Origin of the sequence: Actinomadura sp. NPDC048955 (genome assembly GCF_040649435.1) — a bacterium.
In the GTDB taxonomy this organism is placed as follows: Bacteria; Actinomycetota; Actinomycetes; order Streptosporangiales; family Streptosporangiaceae; genus Spirillospora; species Spirillospora luteofluorescens.
In genome coordinates this window covers 263,118-283,872 of sequence record NZ_JBEZJI010000002.1, presented here as the reverse complement: position 1 = coordinate 283,872, position 20,755 = coordinate 263,118, and the positions used below count along the sequence as shown (strand labels likewise).

The window sequence follows — 20,755 nt, the reverse complement described above, 5'->3', positions numbered from 1 at the left end:
AGACAAGCACCTTGCGGGGCCGTCGCAGGCGGCCAGGGATCAGCATCGCACCTGGTCAGAACGCAAATCGCCGCTTTTAACCGGGGCCGCCGCAGTCTTGAAGAGAAGATCGACGGGACGATTCCCACGGCCCCCCGCACGGCCGTGGCCTCAGAAAGATCATGCGAAGTGGTCACCGCATGCGAACCTCTGCGAGACCATGGACGTCTATAGGTGAGTCGGACGCCGAGACCGGCCGTCCCGCCTCCGGGCGGGGCGGAATAAAGGCCGTTCCGTATTCGATCTTGTTGCCGGACCCGCATCGCGCGGGACCCGGCGGGCTGTTGAGGGAGAACGGTGCGAGGTAAGGCGTTGGTGATGGCCCTCGTCCTGGGCCTGGCGACCGCGTGCGGCGGGAGCAGCGGCGGTGGCGACGGTGGCGGCGGGACGACCACGAAGGGCGACGACGGCGCCCCCCAGGTGACGATCGCCCCGGCGAACGGCGACGGCAAGGCACGTCCCGACCAGGGCGTCACCGTGATGGCCGCGGGCGGCAAGCTCGGCGACGTCTCGGTGAAGCTCAAGGGCGTCGACGTCCCCGGCAGCCTGTCGTCCGACAAGACCAAGTGGCGCTCGAACTGGACGCTGCAACCCGGCGGCAGCTACCAGGTGTCGGCCACGGCGACGTCCGACAAGGGCAAGTCCGTCACCGCGACGAGCGCCTTCCGCACCACCCGCTCGACCGCCGCCACCCGCGTGAACAACGTCGTGCCGAGCCAGGGCGAGACGGTCGGCACCGGGATGCCGGTCTTCGTCCAGTTCAACAAGGCCGTCCCGGAGAAGGCCAAGCCCGCCATCGAGCGCGCCATCGAGATCTCCTCGACGACGCCCACCGAGGGCGCCTGGCGCTGGCTGAGCGCGGGCGAGTCCTTCAACGGGCTGCCCTCGGTCGTCTTCCGTCCCAAGCACCCGTGGAAGGCGCGCCAGACCGTCACCGTCAAGGTCCACTTCGCCGGCCTGAAGATCGGTGACAACGTCTTCGGCGACCGCGACACGGTCCGCACCTTCAAGATCGGCGACTCCCACGTCGTCAACATCAACGCCCGGACGCACCGCGCCGTCGTGAAGAAGAACGGCCAGACCGTCCGCACCTGGGGCGTCAGCCTCGGCAGCGGCGGCGACGTCCAGGGCGACGGCGTCGACCACCTGCTCACCACCAGCGGCGTCCACCTGACCATGGACCACGTCCGCCTGGAGCGCATGCGCCCGCCCGGCAAGAAGAAGGGCGACCCCGGCTGGTACGACGAGAAGGTCCCGTGGGCGACCCGCATCTCCAACAGCGGCGAGTACATCCACCAGAACATGGACGACCCGACCTGCCTCGGGAACCGCAACTGCAGCCACGGCTGCGTCCGCTCGCCCGCCAACGACGCGCAGTGGTTCTTCCACTGGTCCTACCGGGGCGACCTCGTCACCATCACCGGCACCAAGCGCAGCCTCCAGTGGACGAACGGCTGGGGCTACTGGCAGCTCCCCTTCTCCAAGTGGACCAGCGGCGGCGCCCTCGGCAAGCCCATCACCACCTCCCACGCCTGAGCCGTCCGGGCCACTACCCTTCGTGACCGACAGGTCGCGAAGGGAGTGCCCGGGTGGCGGCGAGGATCATCCTTCACATCGGCGTGCAGAAGTCGGGCACGACATTCCTGCAACACGTGCTCCAGGCGAACGCCGACGCACTCGTCAAGGCGGGCGTCCGCTACCCCGTCAGCCCTGACTGGGCCCGGGGCAAGCGAACGGTCGCCAACCACGAATGGGCGAGCTACGGCCTGCTGGGAACAGAGTTCCCCTGGGTCTCGCAAGACCGCGCGTCCGAAGAGACCTCCTCCTGGCAGACCCTGCTGGACGACGTGAAGTCGAGGCCCGGCACGGCCCTCCTGTCCGCCGAGGCACTCTCGGTCATCCGGACCCCCGCGATCCACCGCCTTCTCGACGCGCTGGGCGCCGACGAGGTCGAGGTCGTGATCACGGCCCGCAGCCTGGGCTGGGCCCTGCCCTCCCTCTGGCAGCAGCACATCCGCAACGGCCGCTCGGTGAGCTTCGAGCGCTACCTGACCGGCCTGGCCGCCGAGCGCGAAAAGGGCCGGGACCACATCGAGACCGACCGGTCCGCCCACCTGTGGCGAGCGTTCCACCTGGGCGGCCTGGCCCAACGCTGGTCGGACGCAGGCGCCACCCGCGTCAGCGTCGTCACCACCCCCGGCAAACCCCCGCACCTCCTGTGGCAACGCTTCGCCGAGGCAATCGGCCTCCCCTCCTTCGCCGAGCCGCCCACCATGCCCACCGACCGCGCCCACACGGGCCTGACGGCCCCGGAGACACTGGTCCTGTCGTCCATGAACGCGGCCATACGCCAGACGTCCTGGAGCGGCCAGAACGCCGACCTGATCCGCCAGGCCGTCACGGCCCGCTTCCAGTCACGCGCCAAGCGCGGCAACAAGGTCGCCGCCCCACCCGAATGGCAGGCCCGCCTAGCTGAATGGGCCGAAGAAGACCTGGCCACCCTCCAGAACACCCCGGCGCACATAGTCGGCGACCTCGAAGACCTGCGCTACGACCCGTCCACGGAAACGGCAGCCCCGCCGACCCCCGAGGAGATAGCCCAGGCCGGCGCCGAAGCAGCCCTGGCCCTGGCAGCGGTGGCCCTCCAGGAAACCCTGATCCAACGCAACATCCGCCGCCTACGCCACCGCCTCACCACGTAGCAGGAAACAACCGCCCTTTCAGAACGGAATCGACCCGCTCCGCCGCAGCCTTGGCGTCCCCGCAGGGGAAGAGCACGCGCCCTCGCTGGACGTCCTGGTAAACCCACGCTCCCCCCACGGCCCGCACCCTCACGACCACCCCCACGTCTTCCGCGACCCCACTCGCGTAGACCCAGAGCAGCGGCGTAGGGAACTCGCGCCCATAGAGCTTCACGCACCGCCACCCGAGCGCCCCGACCGCAAGCGCCAGCAGATCCAGATACCGGACGGCCCTGCGCCTCCGCCTCAGCACGAGACCCTCGCCCACACCCACTTGCCGGGCGCGGCCCCGGTCACCCCGCACGCGGACGCCAGCGCCTGCACAAGCGGCAACCCCCACCCGCCGGTCCCGTCGTCGTACCCGTCGTCCAGCGCCCGAGCGTCCGCCCCGACGTCCCCCGGCCCCATCAGCGGCTGAGTCACAGGCCTCTCCTCAGCCGGATCCCACACGGCCACCAGAACGCCCCGCACCTCTCGCACGCACCTGACCCGGATCTCCCGTTCCCCCGCGACCCGCACGGCATTGGTGACGAGCTCCGCGACGATCAGCAGAACGCTGTCAGCCACCACCCCGAGCCCCCATTCCGAAAGCCGCAACCCGACCACCGTCCGCACCATCCCCGGCACCGTCCGGTCAGCCAGACAAGAAATGTCCACCTCGCCCGCATCCACGACGTCTACCGCCATTTCCACCACCCTCCTTTCTTTGCATTCCAGAGACAAGCGTGACCGCACCGGGTTAATTTCGAAAGGTTCGTGAAGCAGATGCAACGACGGAGGAAAGTGAATGAGCCGCGCCGACTTCCTGCGCCCCGACTTCTCGCTCTGGCATCTCATCGCCGTTGAGCTGCGCAGACAGCGCCAGATGCGGCGGATCTCCGGAGCCGCCCTGGCCGTCGTACTCGACTGCGATCGGTCGACTGTCGCACGGTATGAATCGGGCGACGTACAACTCCCCACAGGCCGCGCCCGGGTCTTAGACCACGAATGGGGCCTTCAAGGCCTATTCGAGAATCTGGTCAAACACGCCAAGAACGCCCGAGACCTGGACTGGTGGGAAACATTCAAGGAATACGAGCGCCGAGCGAACCTCATCAAGACCTACGAGCCCTCGCTGATCCCGGGGCTCCTCCAACGCGAGGCCTACGCCCGCGCCATCTTCACGTCCAGCCGCAGGACGGACGCCGACGACGCGGTGACAGAACGCCTGGCCCGCCAGGAGATCCTCACCCGCCAAGATCCGTGCACACTCATGGCAATCCTCGACACTGCCGCTGTGCTGCGAGTGTTCGGAGACGTGGACGCGATGCGAGACCAACTCGGTCACCTTCTCGAAGTCTCAGAGTGGCCGAACGTCTACCTGCGGGTGACCTCGGACAAGTTGATCGGCTACGGCGGCGTCGGATGCGGGTTCAGCGTGATGCAGACACCCACCGGTGACCTTGGATTCGCCAACTATGGGACCACAGCTCACATATCCCTCGATCCGGCAGATATCCAAGAGCAAGCGATACGCTACGACCAGATCGGCATGTCCTCGCTGTCCGTCGAGGCATCCCGCGCCTTCATCGCCAAGACACTGGACTCACTATCATGAACATTCATTGGCGCAAATCCACTCGATCAGACGACTACGGCAACTGCGTCGAACTGGCCGCGCTCCCCCATGCGGTCGGCATCCGAGACAGCAAAGCCCCCGACGCAGGCCACCTCACCCTCACCCCCCGCGCCTTCGCCGACCTCCTCACCCGCGCCAAACTGGACAGACTCCCGCACTGACCGACCCGCCTCCGGGCGCGGAACGAGGTAGGAGACGCTGTGACGGAACACCGCCCCACGTGGCGCAAGAGCAGTAGAAGCACAGAGGGCACTTCCGAGCAGTGCGTGGAAGTCGCCCGTCTTCCCTGGCGCAAATCCACACATAGCGACGAGACTGGGGGCCACTGCGTGGAACTCACCCTGTTTTCATGGCGCAGATCCACTCGCAGCGACGAAACCGGCGGCCAGTGCGTCGAGCTGGCCGCCTTTCCCCACGCGATCGCCATCAGGGACAGCAAAGCCCCCGACGCAGGCCACCTCACCCTCACCCCCCGTGCCTTCGCCGTCCTCCTCAGCCGGGCCAAGCGAGACACTATGCCGCGTTGAACATCGGGATGATGCTGGAACCCGACGGTCCCGACCTGGAGTTCCCACGCCCGAGACCGCACATCCGCACCTCGCATCCTGGCCTTGAACGGGCAAGTAGAGCCCGACCCCGATGACCTTCGTGGTCTCCTCCACCCTGGCCATGGCGGTCCGCTGGCCCTTCATCTCCAAGCCGAGCTCGTCGAGGCGGCAGGGCCCGCCGAGAGCTACATCCTCGATCCGGAAGAGCCCGGAAGAGCCCGGAAGATTTTTCGAAAGAAATCCGGGAGGCGTGTCGGGTTGGGGCGGTGGTGTTCGTAGCAGGGGTGAGGCCGCCGCAAGGCGCGGCGCGACCGACTTCCCGCAGGGAGATCACCGTGACTGCCACGTACACCTTCGACATCTTCTCCACGCTCGACGGCTTCGCCAACCACGAGGGCGATTGGGGCGGCTACTGGGGCAAGCAGGGCCCCGAATTCCTTGCGCACCGCGCCGCCGCCTACCGCGACCCGCTGCGCATGGTGCTCGGGGCCAACACCTACACGTCGAACGCGCCGTTCCTCGACGCAGGCTTCGATCGCAGCCTGTTCGACGGGTGGATCACGCGCATGTTCGCCTCCCCGGTCACGGTGCTTTCCAGCCGGCTGACCGAGCCGCTCAACTGGCCGGACACGACCATCGAGTCCGGCGATCCCGTCGAGGTGGTCACGCGCCTCAAGGCCGAATCCGACGTGCCGCTGCGCTCCCACGGCAGCCTCAAACTCAACCGGGCGCTGCTGAACGCCGGCCTGATCGACACCATCGAGGTGACGGTCTTCCCAGTGATCTCCGGGGCGACCGGCGTTGACCGGATCTTCGACGGTGCGGACGACTTCGACCTGGAGCTGCTCGGGGCCCGTACTTTTGACGCCCACACGCAGGTGCTGACCTATCGTCCGACCCGGCACGGTTGATCGGCTACGAGCGGCGATGAGCTGATCGATTCCGTATGAGGATGGCCAACGGCCGCCACCGTCACCAAGACTTCGGCGCCGAGCCGAAGCCCCCACACGAGGGGGACTGGCAGCAGCCAGGCCCCCTCGCCTTCCCGAGTCACCAGCTGAGCGGCTGCCGTGCGCTGCGCGCCGCCGCGCCTGCGGTGATCGCGATCGTCTCGCGTCCCGATGGGAGGGCTGATCATCGCCGCTCGTGCTCTCCGTGCGGGGGGGATCGCGTGTGCACGGAGCGTCCTGGGCGCCTTCGTCGTCCGTGGACCGCAGTGGCCTGGCCACCGGCGCCGGCCGGTCCCCGTACCAGACCCACAAGATCAAACCGCGCATATTGAGCCATATGCTGACCTGCACAGACTTTGCTCAGCGGGATCGACCGGGTGACGGGACAGCGATGCCTACTCACGAGTGGACCATGGCCAATGACGAGTACGGCTCGCGTCCCCGCCCGAGGCGGAAGACCTTCCTGATCATCGCCTTGGGTTTGCCGGGGCTCCTGGGACTGCTCGCCGTGCTCTACTCGATCGGTGCGCTGGAAGGGAACACCCCGTCCCTTGGCCCGAAGAACTACAGGGCCAACGTCGATTGCCAGGTGAATGCGGCCGGATCGCAGGGCACGGTGACGATCAGCGGCACGATCGCAGGCGACGCGACGAGCTACTCGGTCACCGTCGAGGTCCTGGATGCGGCCTCCCGCCAGCGGATCGGCCTTCAGACCTTCGAGGTTCGAGGCACGAAGACCTTCGGAGGAACCTCCGCGGCGCAAGCTCCGATCGGCCCCGCAGGCATCGAATGCAAGATCAGCAAGGTCGCCTGAGACGCCGCCTCGTTCGGCGAGACGGCGGTGGCAGGTGGACGGCGGCGAAGGCGGCGGCAGACGCGATCGCATAGGCGGCGCCTGTCAGAGATCGTGTCCTGACCAGATGAACCCGGCGCGGTGCGCCGGTACCTGGGTGCGTGGTGGCCGTCGAACGGATCGGCGGCCGGGAACAGGGTCCCGGCCGCCGATGGGTGTCGGTTCTCCGGCCTTACTTCTGCGAAGCACCACCGGAGGACTTGGGGTTCCGCCCCTGCGGGGGCACTGTTCCAGCAGCGCTGACGGTGCCGGTGCAGCCGGCGATGTAGTCGGCGAGGACGCCCGCAAGGAGGCCCAGGCCCGCGGCACACGCGAGGGGCCCCTTGTCGCCGAAGACGAACATGAAGCCGCTCAGGCCAAGCATCACAAGGCCGCAACCCAGCAGGGTGTACGAGGCGAGCTTGCCGAGGAGGACGGTGCCCACGCTGGCGATGATGACGATGATCACGCTGGCGAAGATGGCGAGTATGGCGCCAGTGGTGCCGCCCAGCATGACGGCCCTGACGACATCCTCCCCGCTGGCGTCGCCGGCCAAAGGTACGAAGTAGACCTGACTGGCGGTGACACCGCCGATGATCGCTGCGACGAGGATGGTGAGAAGGTTCGTGAGACCCTTCATGATTCTCTCCTGCTTTGGATTTTTCCCGCTTACTTGCACGGGCTCAGCAGAGACAGTACAGAGCGTGACCGCATCGACGGGAATCGGCGGCACGGCCGGCCATTCCTGGGATGGGGTGACGCGTACGGCTGGGCGGTCGAGATCACAGAAGACGCCGGTCACGACTTCATCCACGGGCGCTACGGGCTCCCGCCCCGGTGTCCGCCGAGACTGCCCGGAGTAGATCCGGCCCTCCGTGTGGACGCGCGTGCCACTACCGTCCAGGTGTGATCATCTCGCCGTCTTTCGCCCTGCTGGAAGAGCTGCTCGGCAGCCGCACGGACGACCCTCGGCTGGCCGAGCTGCACCGGGCCCACGGTCTGCGTCCACCACCGCTGTTCCCCGCCAGGGACGGCTGGGACGGCATGGGCGTCCCGGAGCAAGGCTGGGAGATGGCCTACAAGGCCACCGTGAGGATCCCGGGCCGCTACCCCTCACCCCGGGTGCGCGGCCGCGGTCCGGTGATCGGCTATGTCACCAAGGTCTACATCACCGAGTCCTACCCGGCGCCGGTGCGGGACGGCCTCACGGTCGCGCTGCCCGAGCCTGAGGCCCGCGCACGGGCGCTGGACAGCATGGTCGCGGAGTACGGAAACGTCGTCCACGTACTGCACCGCGACGACGAGAGCACCTTCGAGGTGCGGTACCACGAGGACGGCCGGTTCATCTGGTTCCTGCTGACCCTCAACGAACGCGCCGAGAACGACCCGGAACTGCTGGGGGTGGTGACACCGGATGCCCGAACGATCCCGCTCTGGCCGACTCCCGAGCCCGACGAACCCGTCCCCGCCGCCCTGCGGGCGCTCAAGGCCCACCAGGACGCCTCCGGACTCGACGGGCTCGACTTCGAGACGTTCGACCGCTTCGAGCCGGATGCGATCGCGTCCTGGACGGGCAGTGACGACGCCGACCGGGAGTTCCGGACGTTCGGAAGGGACGGCAGTGGCGGACGGGTCGCGTTCTGGCGCGTCCACGAAGGCCTCCCGATCGAGCAGCAACCCGTCGTGCTGTTCGGAGGCGAAGGCGACATCGGTCCGGTCGCCAAGGACCTGTGCGACCTCCTCTACCTCCTAGCCGCCGGCGTCGGCCCTTTCGAGGCCGCCATGGCCTTCACGTCCGGCGAGGACATCGACGACGAGGCCACCGGCCCACGACCCGAAATCGCCCGCATCGCCGAAACCCACCTCCAACGACGCGAAGGCCGAACCCCGCAGACGGTCATCGAGGACGCGGAGAACGAATACGCCGACGTCAGAGACCGTGTCGACGCCCTGACCAGATGAACGATCAGGCCCCACCCGGGCGACGGCCTTGACGAGCCTGACGCAAGGGCGCGAGGCAGGGGCCACTGCGCATCCCCACGAGCGTGAACCGGTTCCGCTCGGCTAGAGCACCGGCACCGATGCGGCAAGCTCTTGAGGGGCGGGGAAGGGGCGATGTCGGCGTGGGCGAGGTTCAGGATGAGCTCGTGGTCCGGCCGGACTTCCGGGCGGGACTGATCGTTCTGATCGTCCTGGCGGTGGCCGGCGCGGGCATCGTCGCCGCGATCCTGATCGGCGACGCCCCCACCGTGTTCGCCCCGATCGTGGGCGGCCTGTTCGCCGTGCTCGTCCCGCTGGGGATCGGGTCCCTTGTCAGCGCCCGGATCACCCTGACGGTTCACGAACTCGTCGTCCAAGGACTGTTCTACCGAAAGCGCCTGCCACGCCCGAACATCGCGGAGGTGGTGCGCGCGAGCCTCATCGCACCCCGCGGAGGGGTCGGCGAGAGCCTGTTCCTGCTCGACGCGCAACGCGCCCTGCTCGTCAGGGTGCAGGGCAGCCTCTACACGCGCGAAGACCTCGCCCGGTTGGTGGACGCCCTCGGCGTGCCGTGCAGCGGGCCCGCCGGTCCCGTCACCGCCAAAAGGTTCGCCAAGACGTATCCGGGCCTCGTGTCATGGGTCGAACAGCATCCCTACCGGCTCGCCTTCGTGATTGCCGGCGTCATGTGCGCCGCAGCCATGGCAGTGGCCCTCGTCTCGCTCGCAACGGCATCCTGACGGGGTCCTGAGTCCCCCCACTCCAGTCAGCCGCGGTGGCCTGGCCCGGCAAGGAGGAACGGCAGTTCCGACTCTCCTGCCACGGCTCGTCGAGGTGAGGCCGGTCGGGATCACCGGCCCCACCTCGCCCTGGGCTCAGTTCACCGTCGGGGGCTTGTCTGCGATGGAGACTTTCAGCTGGGCCGAGTTGGTCAGCACGCTCCCGACCGGGGCCACCGCCTCCTGGGCTTTGGTGACGACACTGCGATGTCCGAGGAACTCGTAGGTCTCGTCGTCGAAGATGTACTCCTCGCGGACACCGCTACCGGGCGGGTTCAGTGTGACGGCGATTCCGGTCCTGCCTGCCGCGTCCACCGCGCGGCCGACGGTGGTGACGCCGCGGATGGACGCCGCCGCCCGGAACAGCGCGGCCCGCTGCGCGCGGGGCATGTAGGCCTCGGTGAGCATGCCGCCGACGTTCTGCCACGCCGTGGCGTCGGCTGAGGGGCCGGTGCCCAGGCCGATGTACAGGTGCTCGTACATCTTCGCCGGATCGGCCGGCAGGCGGCTCAGGTAGGCGTAGTCGTTGCGCAGGTGCTCGGCACGGTCGTCGAAGTCGGCGGCCTTGGACCGCGAGCTCCGTCCGACGTTCTGGCGGGCCTCGGCCGGGACGGGCCACCCCGGGTACGGCTTGGGCTCCAGCGTCCTGGACTGAAGGACGCCGTGTGTGGCGTCGCCGTCCACGGGCAGCCAGATCTTCCGTTCCTGCCGGTCCAGGTACCGTTCCTGGCGACCGCCGGAGTTGCTCTCGACGGTGTCCATGGTCCGCGAGTCGAAGACCAGGAACTGGCCGGGACGGGGGTGCAGCTCCGAGGACCGGGCCGCGTGGTCGGCGGCCCGCTTGAGGAGCTGCACCGACGCCACCGGCATCGTGTGCACGACCGGCGGGGTGCCGGGCTCGCCGCCCGCGTTGACCACGATGACCCCGGCCGCGGCGGCGGCGACGCCCAGCCCCGCCGCCAGACCGATCCGCAGCCGCACGCCCCGGCGGGAGACGCGCCGCCCGGTGGAACGACCGTGCTCGGGGGCCGCGTCCCGCATGGCGCTCAGGAGCCGGTGCTCCTCGGCCCGCACGTCGGTCAGGTCGAGCTCGGGAACGTCCGAGCGGAACCGCTCAAGCTCGGTCATCTCATTCATGGACGGGCTCCTCACTGACGTAGATCACGGATTCGGTCGCACCGAGCTGCCTGCGAAGCTTTTGCCTGGCGCGATTGATGCGGGACCGCACCGTCCCGACGCGCACGTCCAGCGCCTGGGCGGTCTCCGCGTAACTGAGATCGCCCCAGGCGACGAGCAGCAGCGCGTCGCGGTGCCCCCTCGGCAGCGCGGCCAGCGCACTCGCCAGCGCCCTGCTGGACGCCCCCGCGCTGAGCCGCTCGTCGCTGCGCTCGGTGAACGGCTCCATCACCGGGTCGGTGCCCATCCGCTCCAGGACGCGCAACTGCCGCACCTCCGCCCGCACATGACGGCCCATCAGGTTGGTGGCGATCCCGTACAACCAGGGCCGGGCATTCGGACGGGACAGGTCGTACCGGTCGCGCTGCCGGAACGCCGCCAGGAACGTCTCGGCCACCACGTCCTCGGCGGCATCGGCGCCCAGCCGGCGGATCACGTACCGCTTGATGTCCGGGGCGTACCGGCGGAACACCGCGGCGAACGCCTCGGGCTCCTGACGGGACCGCCTGATGACGGAGGCGTCATCGGCGTCCTCTTCACTCGCAGTGCTCATACACGGCCTCTCGGCTTCGGGTCGGGACACCCGTTGTTGCCGAGCCGCCCCCCATCCGGTTCCCATCTCTTCGGCGACCGCCGGGCCAGCGCTCCGGTGGTCATCGCGATCGTCCGCCTCCTGCCGCCGCGTGCCCCAACCGGTCCACTGTCGCCCTCCTGTCCATGGTCCTGGGCGCCGCCACGGTCATGGCCTTCGGATATCTGCTGACTACCAGCGGATCGGTTGCATCTGATTCACATATCTCCCCTTCCCTTCCCTTACGGCTTCTTTGCTTTTGGCGGGCTTGTCGGCACATGCCGCGGGAATCTGTGCACATAACGTCAAGTGGCACATTTTTCGCCCGATCTTCCAACGTTCTCCATGAGATCGGGCGGCTTCTGGCAGAGGCCGTTGCGCCTTTACACGGAGGGAGTCTCACGAATGCGCAGACTGGTGATGGCCACCCTGGCCGCGCTCGCACTCGCCGTGTCCGCGGGGCCCGCTGCTTCCGCGACGACCGCACAAGGAGACCGGACGCAGCGTGCCGCCGCGCAGGCGACGGCGACCGTCCGCGTGCTGCACGCCGTCCCCGGCCTGACCGTGGACGTCTTCGCGAACGGCAAGAAGATCCTTTCGGACTTCACGCCCGGCTCGCTCAGCGCACCGCTGCAACTGCCCTCGGGCAGCTACGACATCAAGGTCTTCAAGGCGGGCGAGGGGCCCGGCGGCACCCCGGCCATCGAGAAGACCGTCGAGGTGACCGCGGGGACGAACGTCACGCTCACGGCCAACCTCACCGAGAGCGGGAGCCCGGCACTCAACGCCTACGCCAACGACACCTCCAAGGTCCCGGCGGGGAAGGGGCGGCTGACCGTCCGGCACATCGCCGCCGCGCCCGCCGTCGACGTGCGGGCCAACGGAACCGCGATCGTCAAGAACCTCTCCAACCCCGATGAGGCCGTCACCGAGGCGCCCGCAGGGACGGTGAAGGCGGACGTCACCCTCGCGGGCACCGGCACCGTCGTCATCGGGCCGACCGAGCTGACCATCGCCGAAGGCTCCAACACCATCGTCTACGCATGGGGCAGCGCCAAGGACGAGAACCTCAAGCTGGCCGTGCAGACCATCACCGGCCTGCAGACCGCACCCAGCGGGGTACCCGGCGGGACCGGCGGCCAGGCCGCCGAGATCGACGGCGGTCCGCCCGCGTGGCTGGCCGGCGCCACCGGACTGGCCCTCCTGGTCACGATCGGCGCGGGCACGCGGCTGCTCGTCGTGCGCCGGCGCGGCGTCCTGCACGGCGACCGGCGCTGACCGCCGAGGACGCGCCGATGAGCGCATCATCGCGCCTGCTGCCCGTCCTCGCCGCCGCCGGCCTCTTCCTGACCGGCGCCGGCGGGGCCGGGCTCTGGCTGTCGGCGACCCGGGACGGCCTTGCGGACAGTGGGCATCGGCCATCGTTCGGCTCTGCCGACGCGGTGGACCGGCGCACGGACGCGGGGAGGGCGCCCGGGCAGGGGGCCGCCTCGCCCGTACGGCCGGTGGAGCTCGCGGTGCCGTCCGCTGGGCTGCGCGCGGCCGTGGTGCCGGTGGGCGTCGATCCGGCGGGCGCGATGGCGCTGCCCGGCGACGTCGCCCGCGTCGGCTGGTACCGATACGGGCCCCTTCCCGGCTCGTCCGCCGGGTCGGCGGTCCTGGCCGGGCACGTCGACTCCCGCCGGAGCGGGCTCGGCGCGCTGGCCGCGCTGCGCCGCGTCTCCCCCGGCGACCGGCTCACCGTCCGCCTCGCCGACGGGCGGATCGTCGGCTACCGCGCGGTCGCCCGCGAGGCCATCGACAAGGAGGCGATGCCGCTGGAAGAGGTGTTCGCCCACGACGGCGGTCCCCGCCTCACCGTCATCACCTGCGGCGGCCCCTTCGACAGCCGGACGGGCCGCTACCGCGACAACCTCGTGATCACCGCCGTCCCCGTCCGGCGCTGACCGCGCGGTGGCAGGTTCCGTCCACGTCACCGAGGATTCCGGCCTTCTCATGAACGAACCGTCGTTCGCCGTCCCGCTGTGGGTGTGGGCCGCCGTGATGGCCGGCATCGTCGCCATGCTCGCCGTCGACCTCCTCGCCCACCGCGACAGCCACGTGATCGGCTTCCGGGAGGCCGCCGCGTGGAGCGGCGCCTGGATCGCCGTCGGGCTGGGCTTCGGCGGCGTCCTCGCGCTGTGGCAGGGCGGCGACGTCGCCTCCACCTACTACGTCGGCTACCTGATCGAGAAAGCGCTGTCGATCGACAACGTGTTCGTCTTCGCGCTGGTCTTCTCGTTCTTCGCCGTCCCCGACGCCTACCAGCACAAGGTGCTGCTCTGGGGCGTGATCGGCGCGCTGGCGGCCCGGCTGGTGTTCATCTTCGTCGGAGCCGAGTTGCTGCGGCTGTTCTTCTGGACGGCCTACGTCTTCGGCGCCTTCCTCATCTGGACCGGCTACAAGATGGCCGTCTCCAAGGACACCGAGGTCCACCCCGACAGGAACCCGGTCGTCCGCGCCGTCACGAAGGTCGTTCCCACCGACCCCCGCTTCCACGGTGACCGGTTCGTCGTCCGCCTCGACGGCCGGCGCGCCGCGACGCTGCTCCTGGTGGCCCTGGTCGCGATCGAGGCCACCGACCTGATCTTCGCCGTCGACTCGGTCGCCGCGGTGCTGGCCATCACCACCAACACCTTCCTGGTGTGGACCGCCAACGCCTTCGCCGTCCTCGGCCTGAGAAGCCTCTACTTCTGCCTGTCCGGCCTCCTGCGCCGCTTCGCCTACCTCCACTACGGCCTGGCCGTCCTGCTCGTGTTCGCCGGCGTCAAGCTGATCCTGTCGGAGACTCCCGTCGGCAAGCTCCCCATCCCGCTCACCCTCTCGGTCATCGCCGTCACCATCGCCGCCTCCATCGCCTGGTCCCTCGTCGCCACCCGCAGGTCCCCGTCCGGCGACGGCGAGGACGGACCGGTTCGGTGATCCGCTCAACCACCGGGCCGCGGGTGCCCGGCCCTCAGCCCGTCGGATCCGTTCACCGGGTGCGGCCGAGGTCCAGGATCATGTCCAGGGACGTGCGGCCGTCCGGCCCGGTGAAGGGACCGACCCGCCGGAAGCCGTTCTTCTCGTAGAAGCGAATGGCGCGGGGATTGTCGGCCAGGACGCCGCCCCAGAGGATGATCCTGCGTTTGCCGAGCCGCAGGGCGACATCGCAGATGAGCGGAAGGACCAGCGTCGCCAACCCCTTGCTCTGCTGGTCGTCGGACAGGGTGAGGCCGAACCGGCAGTCGGTCTCCTCATTCAGATGGATTCCGGCTTGGCGATAGCGTTCGACATCCCCTTGTGTCAGCGCAAGGCTGAACTCCAGCAAACCTACGATCCTGGCGGACGCTTCTTCCTCCAGGACCAGGCGAAGCTTGTCGTAGCGCGCGATCGCCGCGCACAATTCGCGGGCGGCGGCCAGGTCGTAGCCGTCGAACGTGCTGAACCTGCGGGTCTCGGAAGACAGCCCGGCGAGGAAACCGGCCAGACTCTCGGCGTCGGTTCTGGCCAAGGGACGAAAGAGGAGACGCGCACCGTCCCACGACTCCAGATGGCGTGTCAGCGCAGCGGGGGCCTCGGCGATTCGCGCCAGGGTGAGCATGAGTCTCCTTCGTCCGCCCCGACTCCTCGCGCAGGCCGGACTACGGGCTAGTCTCGTCGCAGGCACCAGCGGCCGGTGGACGGAAGTACGGCCATGATCAGGGCGGCGGTCGCCAGGATGAAGACGAACGCCACGGGACCCCAACCGTACTCGTCCCCCCTTCCGCACATGCGCTGGGCCACCGACCCGGCGGTTATCGCGATCGTCCAGCGTCCTCCCGCTCTGCGCCGGGACAGCAGCCACGCGCCGACGGCGAGCGCGACCGGCTCCGCGAAGCCCGACGCCAGATTCACATAGGACAGCACCACGCCGGGTGAGTCGGGCACGCCCAGCTCGTAATTGAACCTGACGAGCAGGAGCAGAAGTCCTGGAACGCACAGCAGGGCCAGCGTCATCGCGGCGATCGCGGTGCCACCTCCGCCGCTTTCCATCGCCGCCGTGGGGCGGTACGCCGCCTGGGGTTGTGGAGGCCAGGGGTACCCGCCGCGCTGTTGGGGAGGGGCCTGCCACGGACCTGCGGGCTCGCCGTGGAACGGAGGGCGGGGGCCGAGGCCGCGCAAGCGTTCGGCGACGGTGGTCGCGTCCTTCGGCCGGGCGCCGGGCTGTTTGGCCAGCAGGTCCAGGACCAGCGTGCTCAGGCGGTCGTCGATATCGGGCCGCACGGATCGCGGGGGGACCGGGGCTTTGTTGAGGTGCTGGTAGAGGATGGCACCGGCGCTCGAGTCGGTGTCCACCCAGGTGGTCCCGGTCAGCAGCTGGTAGAGCACGCAGCCGAAGGCGTACAGGTCGGTGCGCTCGTCGACGGGATGGCCCTCGATCTGCTCGGGCGCCATGTAGACCGGGGTCCCCGCCGACGACCCGGTAGCGGTGATCTTGGTGGCGTCGGCGAGGCGGGCGATCCCGAAGTCGCAGACCTTCACCTGCCCGGTGTCGGTGAGGAAGAGGTTGGCCGGCTTGATGTCCCGGTGCACGACCCCGCGCCGGTGGGCCGCGTCGAGGGCGTCGAGGATCTGCACCGCCCAGTCCGTCACCTGCGCGACGGGCAGCCCCGCCGGGCGCTGGTGCAGCACCGAGGCCAGGTCGCGCCCCCGCATCAGCTCCATCACCAGGAACAGCAGGCGCAGTCCCCCGTCGGTGTGCTCGTCGACGTCGAACACCGTGGTGATCCCGGGATGGTCCAGGGTCGCGGCGATCTCCGCCTCCCGCCGGAACCGCGCGACCCCGGACCCGTCGACGGCCCCGCTCAGCGGGAGGATCTTCACCGCCACCGGGCGGCGCAGCCGCAGGTCGACGCCCTGCCACACCTCCCCCATTCCGCCCTTGCCGAGAGGCGCCTCCAGCCGATACCGCCCGGCCAGCTCCAGACCACCGCGCATCGACTCTCCTCAGCTCAGCCAAACGACCCGCACATTATATAGACGCATATGTCTATATAGCCGGGAATGCGCACAGGGGCCCGGCGGGTGGGGGTCAGGTCGCGAGGCGGGTGCCGCGGCGCCAGACGGCGCGGGTGTTGAGGGTGTCGGAGATGGTGGTGGTGGGGTCGCCGTCGACCAGCAGGAGGTCGGCACGCAGCCCCTCGGTGATGCGTCCGCGGTCAGCGAGGGCGAAATGGCGGGCGGGGACGGAGGTGGCCGCGCGCAGGGCCTGGACGGGGCTGAGTCCAGCACGGACCAGGTACTGCAGTTCGTGGTGGACGCTCGCGCCGTGGGCGATCCCGCCCAGGAACGGCAGGGGCATGGCGGCATCGGTGCCCGCCAGCAGGTCCACGCCCGCGTCGCTGAGGGCCTTGACGGTGGCCAGGACGTCGTCGATCTCGCCCTGGGGGTAGTGGCCGTAGCTGGAGCGCAGCGTCGTGTCCCAGGCGGCGTCCAGGCGGGAGGCGACGCGGGGGTCGTCGGCGAGGTCGCCGCCGGTGATCCCCATCATGGAGGCGTTCAGGACGACGCAGGGGACGACGAACACTCCGGAGTCCCTGACCATCTCGATGATCTCGTCGGTGTGGGGCCGGTCCATGAACAGGTGGGCCAGGCCGTCGATGCCCGCCTCGATGGCCATGCGGGTGGCGTCCACGGTCAGGGTGTGGGCGACGGTGAGCATGCCGTGCCTCCTGGCCTCGGCGACGCCCGCGTTCAGGGTGGCCTGGTCGAGCATCGGAAGGCCGGCGTGCCCTTCGACGCTGCCGTCGTCGACCATGAACTTGATGTAGTCCGAGCCGCGTTCGATGAGCTGCGGGATGAACGCGACGGCTTCCTCGGGCATGGTGGAGAGCGGGATGAGCGGCGGCTGCCCGGCCGGCTTCACGCCCGGGGGCGGCCCGGGGCGGAAGCCCTCCGGGAACAGCTCGCTGGGGTGGCCGCCCGGCGGGGTGATGCCGAACCCGGCGGAACGCACGTCGGCGAGGGTGTCGTCCTCGCTGATGTCCCCGCGGTTGCCGCGCGTGTGGAGGCCCTGCATCTCCAGCTCGGTCGTCACGCCGAACCGCAGCGCGAGGGCGAGCGACTCCCGGCCGGTGTGGACGTGGGCGTCGATCAGGCCCGGCAGGAGCGTCGCCCCGCTGCCGTCGACGGTCTCAGCGTTCTCTGGGACGTCACCGCCGATGCGGGCGATCCGCCCGTCCTCGACGAGCACGGTGGTCACGCCCAGGGTCTTCTCACCGTCGAAGACCTGGGCACCGGTGATAGCGGTCATGGACATGGCTTACCTCGTTCCTGGAGTACGACCTCCTCCAAATGTATAGCATCTGCTATGCAAATGCATCGTGTCATGTATATGCATGTCGACAGTGACTCCGTAGGATGGCCGCATGGACGACTCCCCACGGGGCCAGGGAACCGACGGCGGCGCCCTCCTCGACCAGGTCGGGCCCGCACTCTCGCAGCTGCGGCGGCGCACCTCCGGCGGGCGAGGGGATCTCACGCGCAACCTCGTCCTGAACGTGGTCGCGAACGCCCCCGGAGAGATGACGGTCGGCGGGCTCGCCGCCGAGATGGGGGTCACCCAGCCCGTCGCCAGCCGCACCGTCGCCGCCTGCATCGCCGACGGGCTCCTGCGGCGAGCCGCGTCCCAGGCGGACAGCCGGCGCACCGTCCTGGAACTCACGGACGCCGGAGAGACCGAGCGCCGTCGCTTCGCCTCCGCGCAGCGCGAGACCTTCGAGGACATCACGGCGGCGTGGGATCCGGCCGAACGCATCCAGTTCGCCCGGTTCCTGGTCCGCTACAGCGAGGACGCCGGCGCCTGGTCCGCCCGGCAGCGCCGCGGCCAGGACGGCGAGAGCGGCCGCGCGAGGAGTTAGCCGACGGTGACGACGATCTTGCCGATCTGGGTGTTCGACTCCAGGTGGCGGTGGGCGTCGGCCATCTCGGACAGGGGGAACGTACGGTCGATGACGGGTCGGAACGCGCCGGAGCGCAGGCCGGAGGTCACGAAGGCGGCGGCGCGGCGGAGGCGCTCGGGGTCCCTGGCCGTCTCCAGCATCGTGTACGTGCGCATGTTCAGCGCCGGCAAGCCGAGGTCGATGCCCGGATAGGGGGTCGGCTCGCCGCTCAGCGCCCCGTACACCAGGAGCGTCCCGCCGGGCGCGACGAGCCTGGCGAGGTCCGTCACTCCCGGGCCCGCGACGGCGTCGAAGACGAACTCGGCGCCCCGGCCGCCGGTCGCCGCGAGCACCCGTCCGGCCACGTCGTCCGACCCGGTGACGATCACCTCGGCCGCGCCCTCCTTGAGCAGCGCCTCCTTCTTCGCGGCGGTGCGGGTCAGAGCGATCGGCGTCGCCCCGATGCGGTCGGCGACATGGATCGCGGCCAGCCCCACGCTGCTGGACGCCGCGTTCAGCACGACCGTGTCGCCCGGCCGCATCCCGCCGACCTCGACCAGCGCGCCATAGGCCGTCAGGTACGGCATCCACACCGCGGCGCCCTCGATCGCGTCAAGGCCCTCGGGGCGGGGCAGCACCGACGCGGCGGGCACGATCGCCCGCTCGGCGTAGATCCCGTACTCGTTCTGCGAGAACCCGGGGACCGTGCTGACCGGCTGCCCTGGCCGGAACCCGGTGACGCCCTCGCCGACCGCCTCCACCACACCGGCGGCCTCGGTGCCCAGCCTGGCCGGGAAGGCCTTCACCGGCTCGATGTAGTTCCCCGTCCGGAACAGCACCTCGGCCCTGTTGAGACCGATCGCCTCCACACGGATCCGCAGCTCACCAGGGCCCGGATCACCGACCTCCACGTCTTCAAGCCTCATCACCTCGGGGCCGCCGAGCTCGTGGAACATCACCGTCTTGGCCATCGCGCAGGACCTTCCTCGTAGCAGGTCGGTCCACTGAACCCCTAAGTACGATGGCTGTCAAACTTTGATGAGTGTCGTACTATGGCCGCCATGGAGGCCGACCGCATCCCGGCGCACCCCGACGTCCGGACGATCCCGTTGCAGCAGATCCTTGAGGCGCTGGTCGATCCGGTGCGGCGGAGCATCATCACGAAGCTCCACGAGGCCTCCGACGACATCCGCTGCGGGGCCTTCGACCTGCCCGTGAGCAACTCCACGGCCACGCACCACTTCCGGATCCTGCGCGAGGCCGGGCTCATCCGGCAGTACTACGTCGGCACGTCGCGGATGAACGCCCTCCGGCGCGACGAGGTCGACGAGGTCTTCCCGGGCCTGGTCGACGCCATCGTCACCGCCGACAGCACGTCCCCCCACCCCGCGGTCAGATAGGCGCCTCGCCCTCGACCGCGAACGGCCCGGCCCGGGGCGGTGTTCCGCTCCGACCGGGCGTCCAGCGATCAGGGTCGGCGCAGGTCAGTCGCCTGCCGCGATGCAGAAGGGGTGGCCCTCCGGGTCCATGAGAACGGTCCATTCGCCCGCGCCGGGCTGGGTGTCGGGACGGGTCGCGCCAAGGGCGAGCAGTTCCTTCACCGCGACTTCGACGTCCGCGACGGTGAAGTCCAGGTGCGCGTGCTTGGCGGGCCCCGGCCACACGGGGGGCTGGTAGCCCTCGATCCGCTGGAGCGCCAGCTGCGGCCCGGAGCCGTTGACGAGGTAGACGACGTCGTCGTCGCCGTAGCTGACCTCCCACCCGGTGGCCTTCCGGTAGAACTCGGCCAGCGCGGTGTGGTCGGCGCAGTCGATGATGACCGCGCCAAGGGCGTTGAGGACGGACATGGGAAACCCCCTGCTGACGAACATGGCTGGAACGAGCGCGGGGCCGCCGTAGCGCCCCGCGTGCGACCAGCCTGCTGGCACGGGCACGTCCCGGGCTTGAAGAAATTTGTGCTCGGTCACCCCGGCCGGACGTCCGGCGACAGCGGGTCAGAGATCGGGGACAAGGGCCGCGGCCAGGAAGCTTCCGTTGTGGAAGCGGGTGTAGGTGACCACCTCTCCTGCGGGGACGACGCGGGCGAACGGGACCTCAGTGGGATACCCGGCGGTTCGCAGGTCGGCCAGGAAGGCGTCGTCCGGGAGGCAGGAGGCGATCTCCGCCACCAGCGCGTCGTCGGACGTTCGGGCCTCGACGACCGGCATGGGCTCGACGACGTCTGAGGGGTGGCGGGAAAGGGATCCCTCGGCGCCGTAGAGCCACTCGGAGAACGCGCGGCGCAGGTCGGTTCCCTGTTGCGCCGTCTCCAGGGCGAGGCGCGTTCCCGTGACCACGTTGTCGACCCAGGTCAGGACGTCTGGGGGCGACCATGCGGGCGTAGGGCTCCTCCCAGAAGCTGAAGACGCGGCCCCACGCGCCGCTCTCAGGATCGACGTCCACGTAGTACGTCGTCGCGGAGCCGTCGCTGTGCAGGATCCAGCTCGCGGACTCGTCCTGCAGCGGCCAGTACTCGTTGACCACCGGCTCATGGTTGTCGGGAAGGTTGAGGTCGAAGACGTGCGGATGCCCTCCGACGGT

The 20,755-nt window shown here is 69.5% G+C and carries 24 protein-coding genes; 14 read left to right on the top strand and 10 right to left on the bottom strand.

The window, feature by feature from the left end:
• Positions 1-357: 357 nt before the first annotated feature.
• Both AB0C84_RS03405 and AB0C84_RS03400 read left to right on the top strand, forming a co-directional pair.
• Positions 358-1,575, top strand: coding sequence for an Ig-like domain-containing protein (locus AB0C84_RS03405; RefSeq protein ID WP_258942866.1), 1,218 nt, complete (start codon positions 358-360; stop codon positions 1,573-1,575).
• Positions 1,576-1,628: 53 nt separating this feature from the next.
• Complete coding sequence (locus tag AB0C84_RS03400; RefSeq protein ID WP_361060670.1) at positions 1,629-2,741, top strand: hypothetical protein; 1,113 nt, start codon at positions 1,629-1,631, stop codon at positions 2,739-2,741.
• Positions 2,742-3,026: 285 nt separating this feature from the next.
• On the opposite strand, the gene AB0C84_RS03395 is transcribed toward AB0C84_RS03400, so the two are convergent.
• Positions 3,027-3,467 (bottom strand): ATP-binding protein, encoded by a 441-nt coding sequence (locus AB0C84_RS03395; RefSeq protein WP_361060668.1) that lies wholly within the window; start codon positions 3,465-3,467, stop codon positions 3,027-3,029.
• A 100-nt stretch (positions 3,468-3,567) separates the two neighbouring features.
• Between AB0C84_RS03395 and AB0C84_RS03390 the strand changes: the two genes are divergently transcribed.
• The 5 genes from AB0C84_RS03390 to AB0C84_RS03370 all read left to right on the top strand — a co-directional run bounded on the left by AB0C84_RS03390 (position 3,568) and on the right by AB0C84_RS03370 (position 6,710).
• Positions 3,568-4,377: a helix-turn-helix transcriptional regulator gene (locus tag AB0C84_RS03390; RefSeq protein ID WP_361060666.1), complete on the top strand. Its 810-nt coding sequence runs from the start codon at positions 3,568-3,570 to the stop codon at positions 4,375-4,377.
• Complete coding sequence (locus AB0C84_RS03385) at positions 4,374-4,559, top strand: DUF397 domain-containing protein (protein ID WP_361060664.1); 186 nt, start codon at positions 4,374-4,376, stop codon at positions 4,557-4,559. The genes AB0C84_RS03390 and AB0C84_RS03385 overlap by 4 nt, the downstream gene beginning before the upstream one ends.
• Positions 4,560-4,598: 39 nt before the next feature.
• Positions 4,599-4,925 (top strand): DUF397 domain-containing protein, encoded by a 327-nt coding sequence (locus tag AB0C84_RS03380; protein WP_361060662.1) that lies wholly within the window; start codon positions 4,599-4,601, stop codon positions 4,923-4,925.
• 287 nt (positions 4,926-5,212) lie between these two features.
• On the top strand, positions 5,213-5,857 hold the full coding sequence (locus tag AB0C84_RS03375; protein WP_361060660.1) for a dihydrofolate reductase family protein: 645 nt from the start codon (positions 5,213-5,215) through the stop codon (positions 5,855-5,857).
• A gap of 451 nt (positions 5,858-6,308) precedes the next feature.
• The gene (locus tag AB0C84_RS03370) at positions 6,309-6,710 is read left to right on the top strand and encodes a hypothetical protein (RefSeq protein ID WP_361060658.1); all 402 of its coding nucleotides are present in this window, start codon (positions 6,309-6,311) and stop codon (positions 6,708-6,710) included.
• A 211-nt stretch (positions 6,711-6,921) separates the two neighbouring features.
• On the opposite strand, the gene AB0C84_RS03365 is transcribed toward AB0C84_RS03370, so the two are convergent.
• Positions 6,922-7,542, bottom strand: a complete 621-nt coding sequence (locus AB0C84_RS03365; protein ID WP_361060656.1) for a hypothetical protein — start codon at positions 7,540-7,542, stop codon at positions 6,922-6,924.
• Between the two features lie 92 nt (positions 7,543-7,634).
• Between AB0C84_RS03365 and AB0C84_RS03360 the strand changes: the two genes are divergently transcribed.
• Entirely contained in the window at positions 7,635-8,690 is a 1,056-nt protein-coding gene (locus tag AB0C84_RS03360; RefSeq protein WP_361060654.1) for a hypothetical protein, read from the top strand.
• Positions 8,691-8,851: 161 nt separating this feature from the next.
• Positions 8,852-9,448 (top strand): hypothetical protein, encoded by a 597-nt coding sequence (locus tag AB0C84_RS03355; RefSeq protein ID WP_361060652.1) that lies wholly within the window; start codon positions 8,852-8,854, stop codon positions 9,446-9,448.
• Positions 9,449-9,583: 135 nt separating this feature from the next.
• Here the strand turns inward: AB0C84_RS03355 and AB0C84_RS03350 are convergent, their stop codons facing one another.
• A complete protein-coding gene (locus AB0C84_RS03350; protein ID WP_361060650.1) occupies positions 9,584-10,624 on the bottom strand; it encodes a CU044_5270 family protein in 1,041 nt (346 codons plus the stop codon).
• On the bottom strand, positions 10,617-11,216 hold the full coding sequence (locus AB0C84_RS03345; protein ID WP_361060648.1) for an RNA polymerase sigma factor: 600 nt from the start codon (positions 11,214-11,216) through the stop codon (positions 10,617-10,619). Before AB0C84_RS03345 ends, AB0C84_RS03350 begins: the two co-directional genes overlap by 8 nt.
• A gap of 423 nt (positions 11,217-11,639) precedes the next feature.
• Between AB0C84_RS03345 and AB0C84_RS03340 the strand changes: the two genes are divergently transcribed.
• The 3 genes from AB0C84_RS03340 to AB0C84_RS03330 are packed head-to-tail and all read left to right on the top strand — an operon-like array spanning position 11,640 to position 14,195.
• Positions 11,640-12,512 (top strand): DUF4397 domain-containing protein, encoded by an 873-nt coding sequence (locus tag AB0C84_RS03340; protein WP_361060646.1) that lies wholly within the window; start codon positions 11,640-11,642, stop codon positions 12,510-12,512.
• Positions 12,513-12,529: 17 nt separating this feature from the next.
• Positions 12,530-13,180 (top strand): class F sortase, encoded by a 651-nt coding sequence (locus AB0C84_RS03335; protein ID WP_361060644.1) that lies wholly within the window; start codon positions 12,530-12,532, stop codon positions 13,178-13,180.
• A 49-nt stretch (positions 13,181-13,229) separates the two neighbouring features.
• Positions 13,230-14,195 (top strand): TerC family protein, encoded by a 966-nt coding sequence (locus AB0C84_RS03330; RefSeq protein ID WP_361060642.1) that lies wholly within the window; start codon positions 13,230-13,232, stop codon positions 14,193-14,195.
• Between the two features lie 52 nt (positions 14,196-14,247).
• Here the strand turns inward: AB0C84_RS03330 and AB0C84_RS03325 are convergent, their stop codons facing one another.
• From AB0C84_RS03325 to AB0C84_RS03315, 3 genes are all read right to left on the bottom strand, one after another.
• Positions 14,248-14,856: a GNAT family N-acetyltransferase gene (locus AB0C84_RS03325; RefSeq protein ID WP_361060640.1), complete on the bottom strand. Its 609-nt coding sequence runs from the start codon at positions 14,854-14,856 to the stop codon at positions 14,248-14,250.
• A gap of 47 nt (positions 14,857-14,903) precedes the next feature.
• Positions 14,904-16,232, bottom strand: a complete 1,329-nt coding sequence (locus AB0C84_RS03320) for a protein kinase (RefSeq protein WP_361060638.1) — start codon at positions 16,230-16,232, stop codon at positions 14,904-14,906.
• A gap of 94 nt (positions 16,233-16,326) precedes the next feature.
• The gene (locus tag AB0C84_RS03315) at positions 16,327-17,553 is read right to left on the bottom strand and encodes an amidohydrolase family protein (protein WP_361060636.1); all 1,227 of its coding nucleotides are present in this window, start codon (positions 17,551-17,553) and stop codon (positions 16,327-16,329) included.
• 109 nt (positions 17,554-17,662) lie between these two features.
• Between AB0C84_RS03315 and AB0C84_RS03310 the strand changes: the two genes are divergently transcribed.
• Positions 17,663-18,154 (top strand): MarR family winged helix-turn-helix transcriptional regulator, encoded by a 492-nt coding sequence (locus tag AB0C84_RS03310; protein ID WP_361060634.1) that lies wholly within the window; start codon positions 17,663-17,665, stop codon positions 18,152-18,154.
• Here AB0C84_RS03310 and AB0C84_RS03305 read toward each other — a convergent pair.
• Positions 18,151-19,146 (bottom strand): zinc-dependent alcohol dehydrogenase family protein, encoded by a 996-nt coding sequence (locus AB0C84_RS03305; protein WP_361060632.1) that lies wholly within the window; start codon positions 19,144-19,146, stop codon positions 18,151-18,153. The two genes, AB0C84_RS03310 and AB0C84_RS03305, sit on opposite strands and share 4 nt — an antisense overlap.
• Before the next feature lie 90 nt (positions 19,147-19,236).
• Here AB0C84_RS03305 and AB0C84_RS03300 point away from each other — a divergent pair, with 90 nt between their 5' ends.
• On the top strand, positions 19,237-19,575 hold the full coding sequence (locus tag AB0C84_RS03300; protein WP_361060630.1) for a helix-turn-helix domain-containing protein: 339 nt from the start codon (positions 19,237-19,239) through the stop codon (positions 19,573-19,575).
• Positions 19,576-19,659: 84 nt separating this feature from the next.
• Here AB0C84_RS03300 and AB0C84_RS03295 read toward each other — a convergent pair whose 3' ends face one another.
• Together AB0C84_RS03295 and AB0C84_RS03290 are read right to left on the bottom strand one after the other, a co-directional pair.
• Positions 19,660-20,022 carry a VOC family protein gene (locus tag AB0C84_RS03295; protein ID WP_361060628.1) on the bottom strand — a complete coding sequence of 121 codons (363 nt, stop codon included), beginning with the start codon at positions 20,020-20,022 and terminating at the stop codon, positions 19,660-19,662.
• A 147-nt stretch (positions 20,023-20,169) separates the two neighbouring features.
• On the bottom strand, positions 20,170-20,511 hold the full coding sequence (locus AB0C84_RS03290) for a hypothetical protein (protein WP_361060626.1): 342 nt from the start codon (positions 20,509-20,511) through the stop codon (positions 20,170-20,172).
• Between the last annotated feature and the right edge of the window lie 244 nt (positions 20,512-20,755).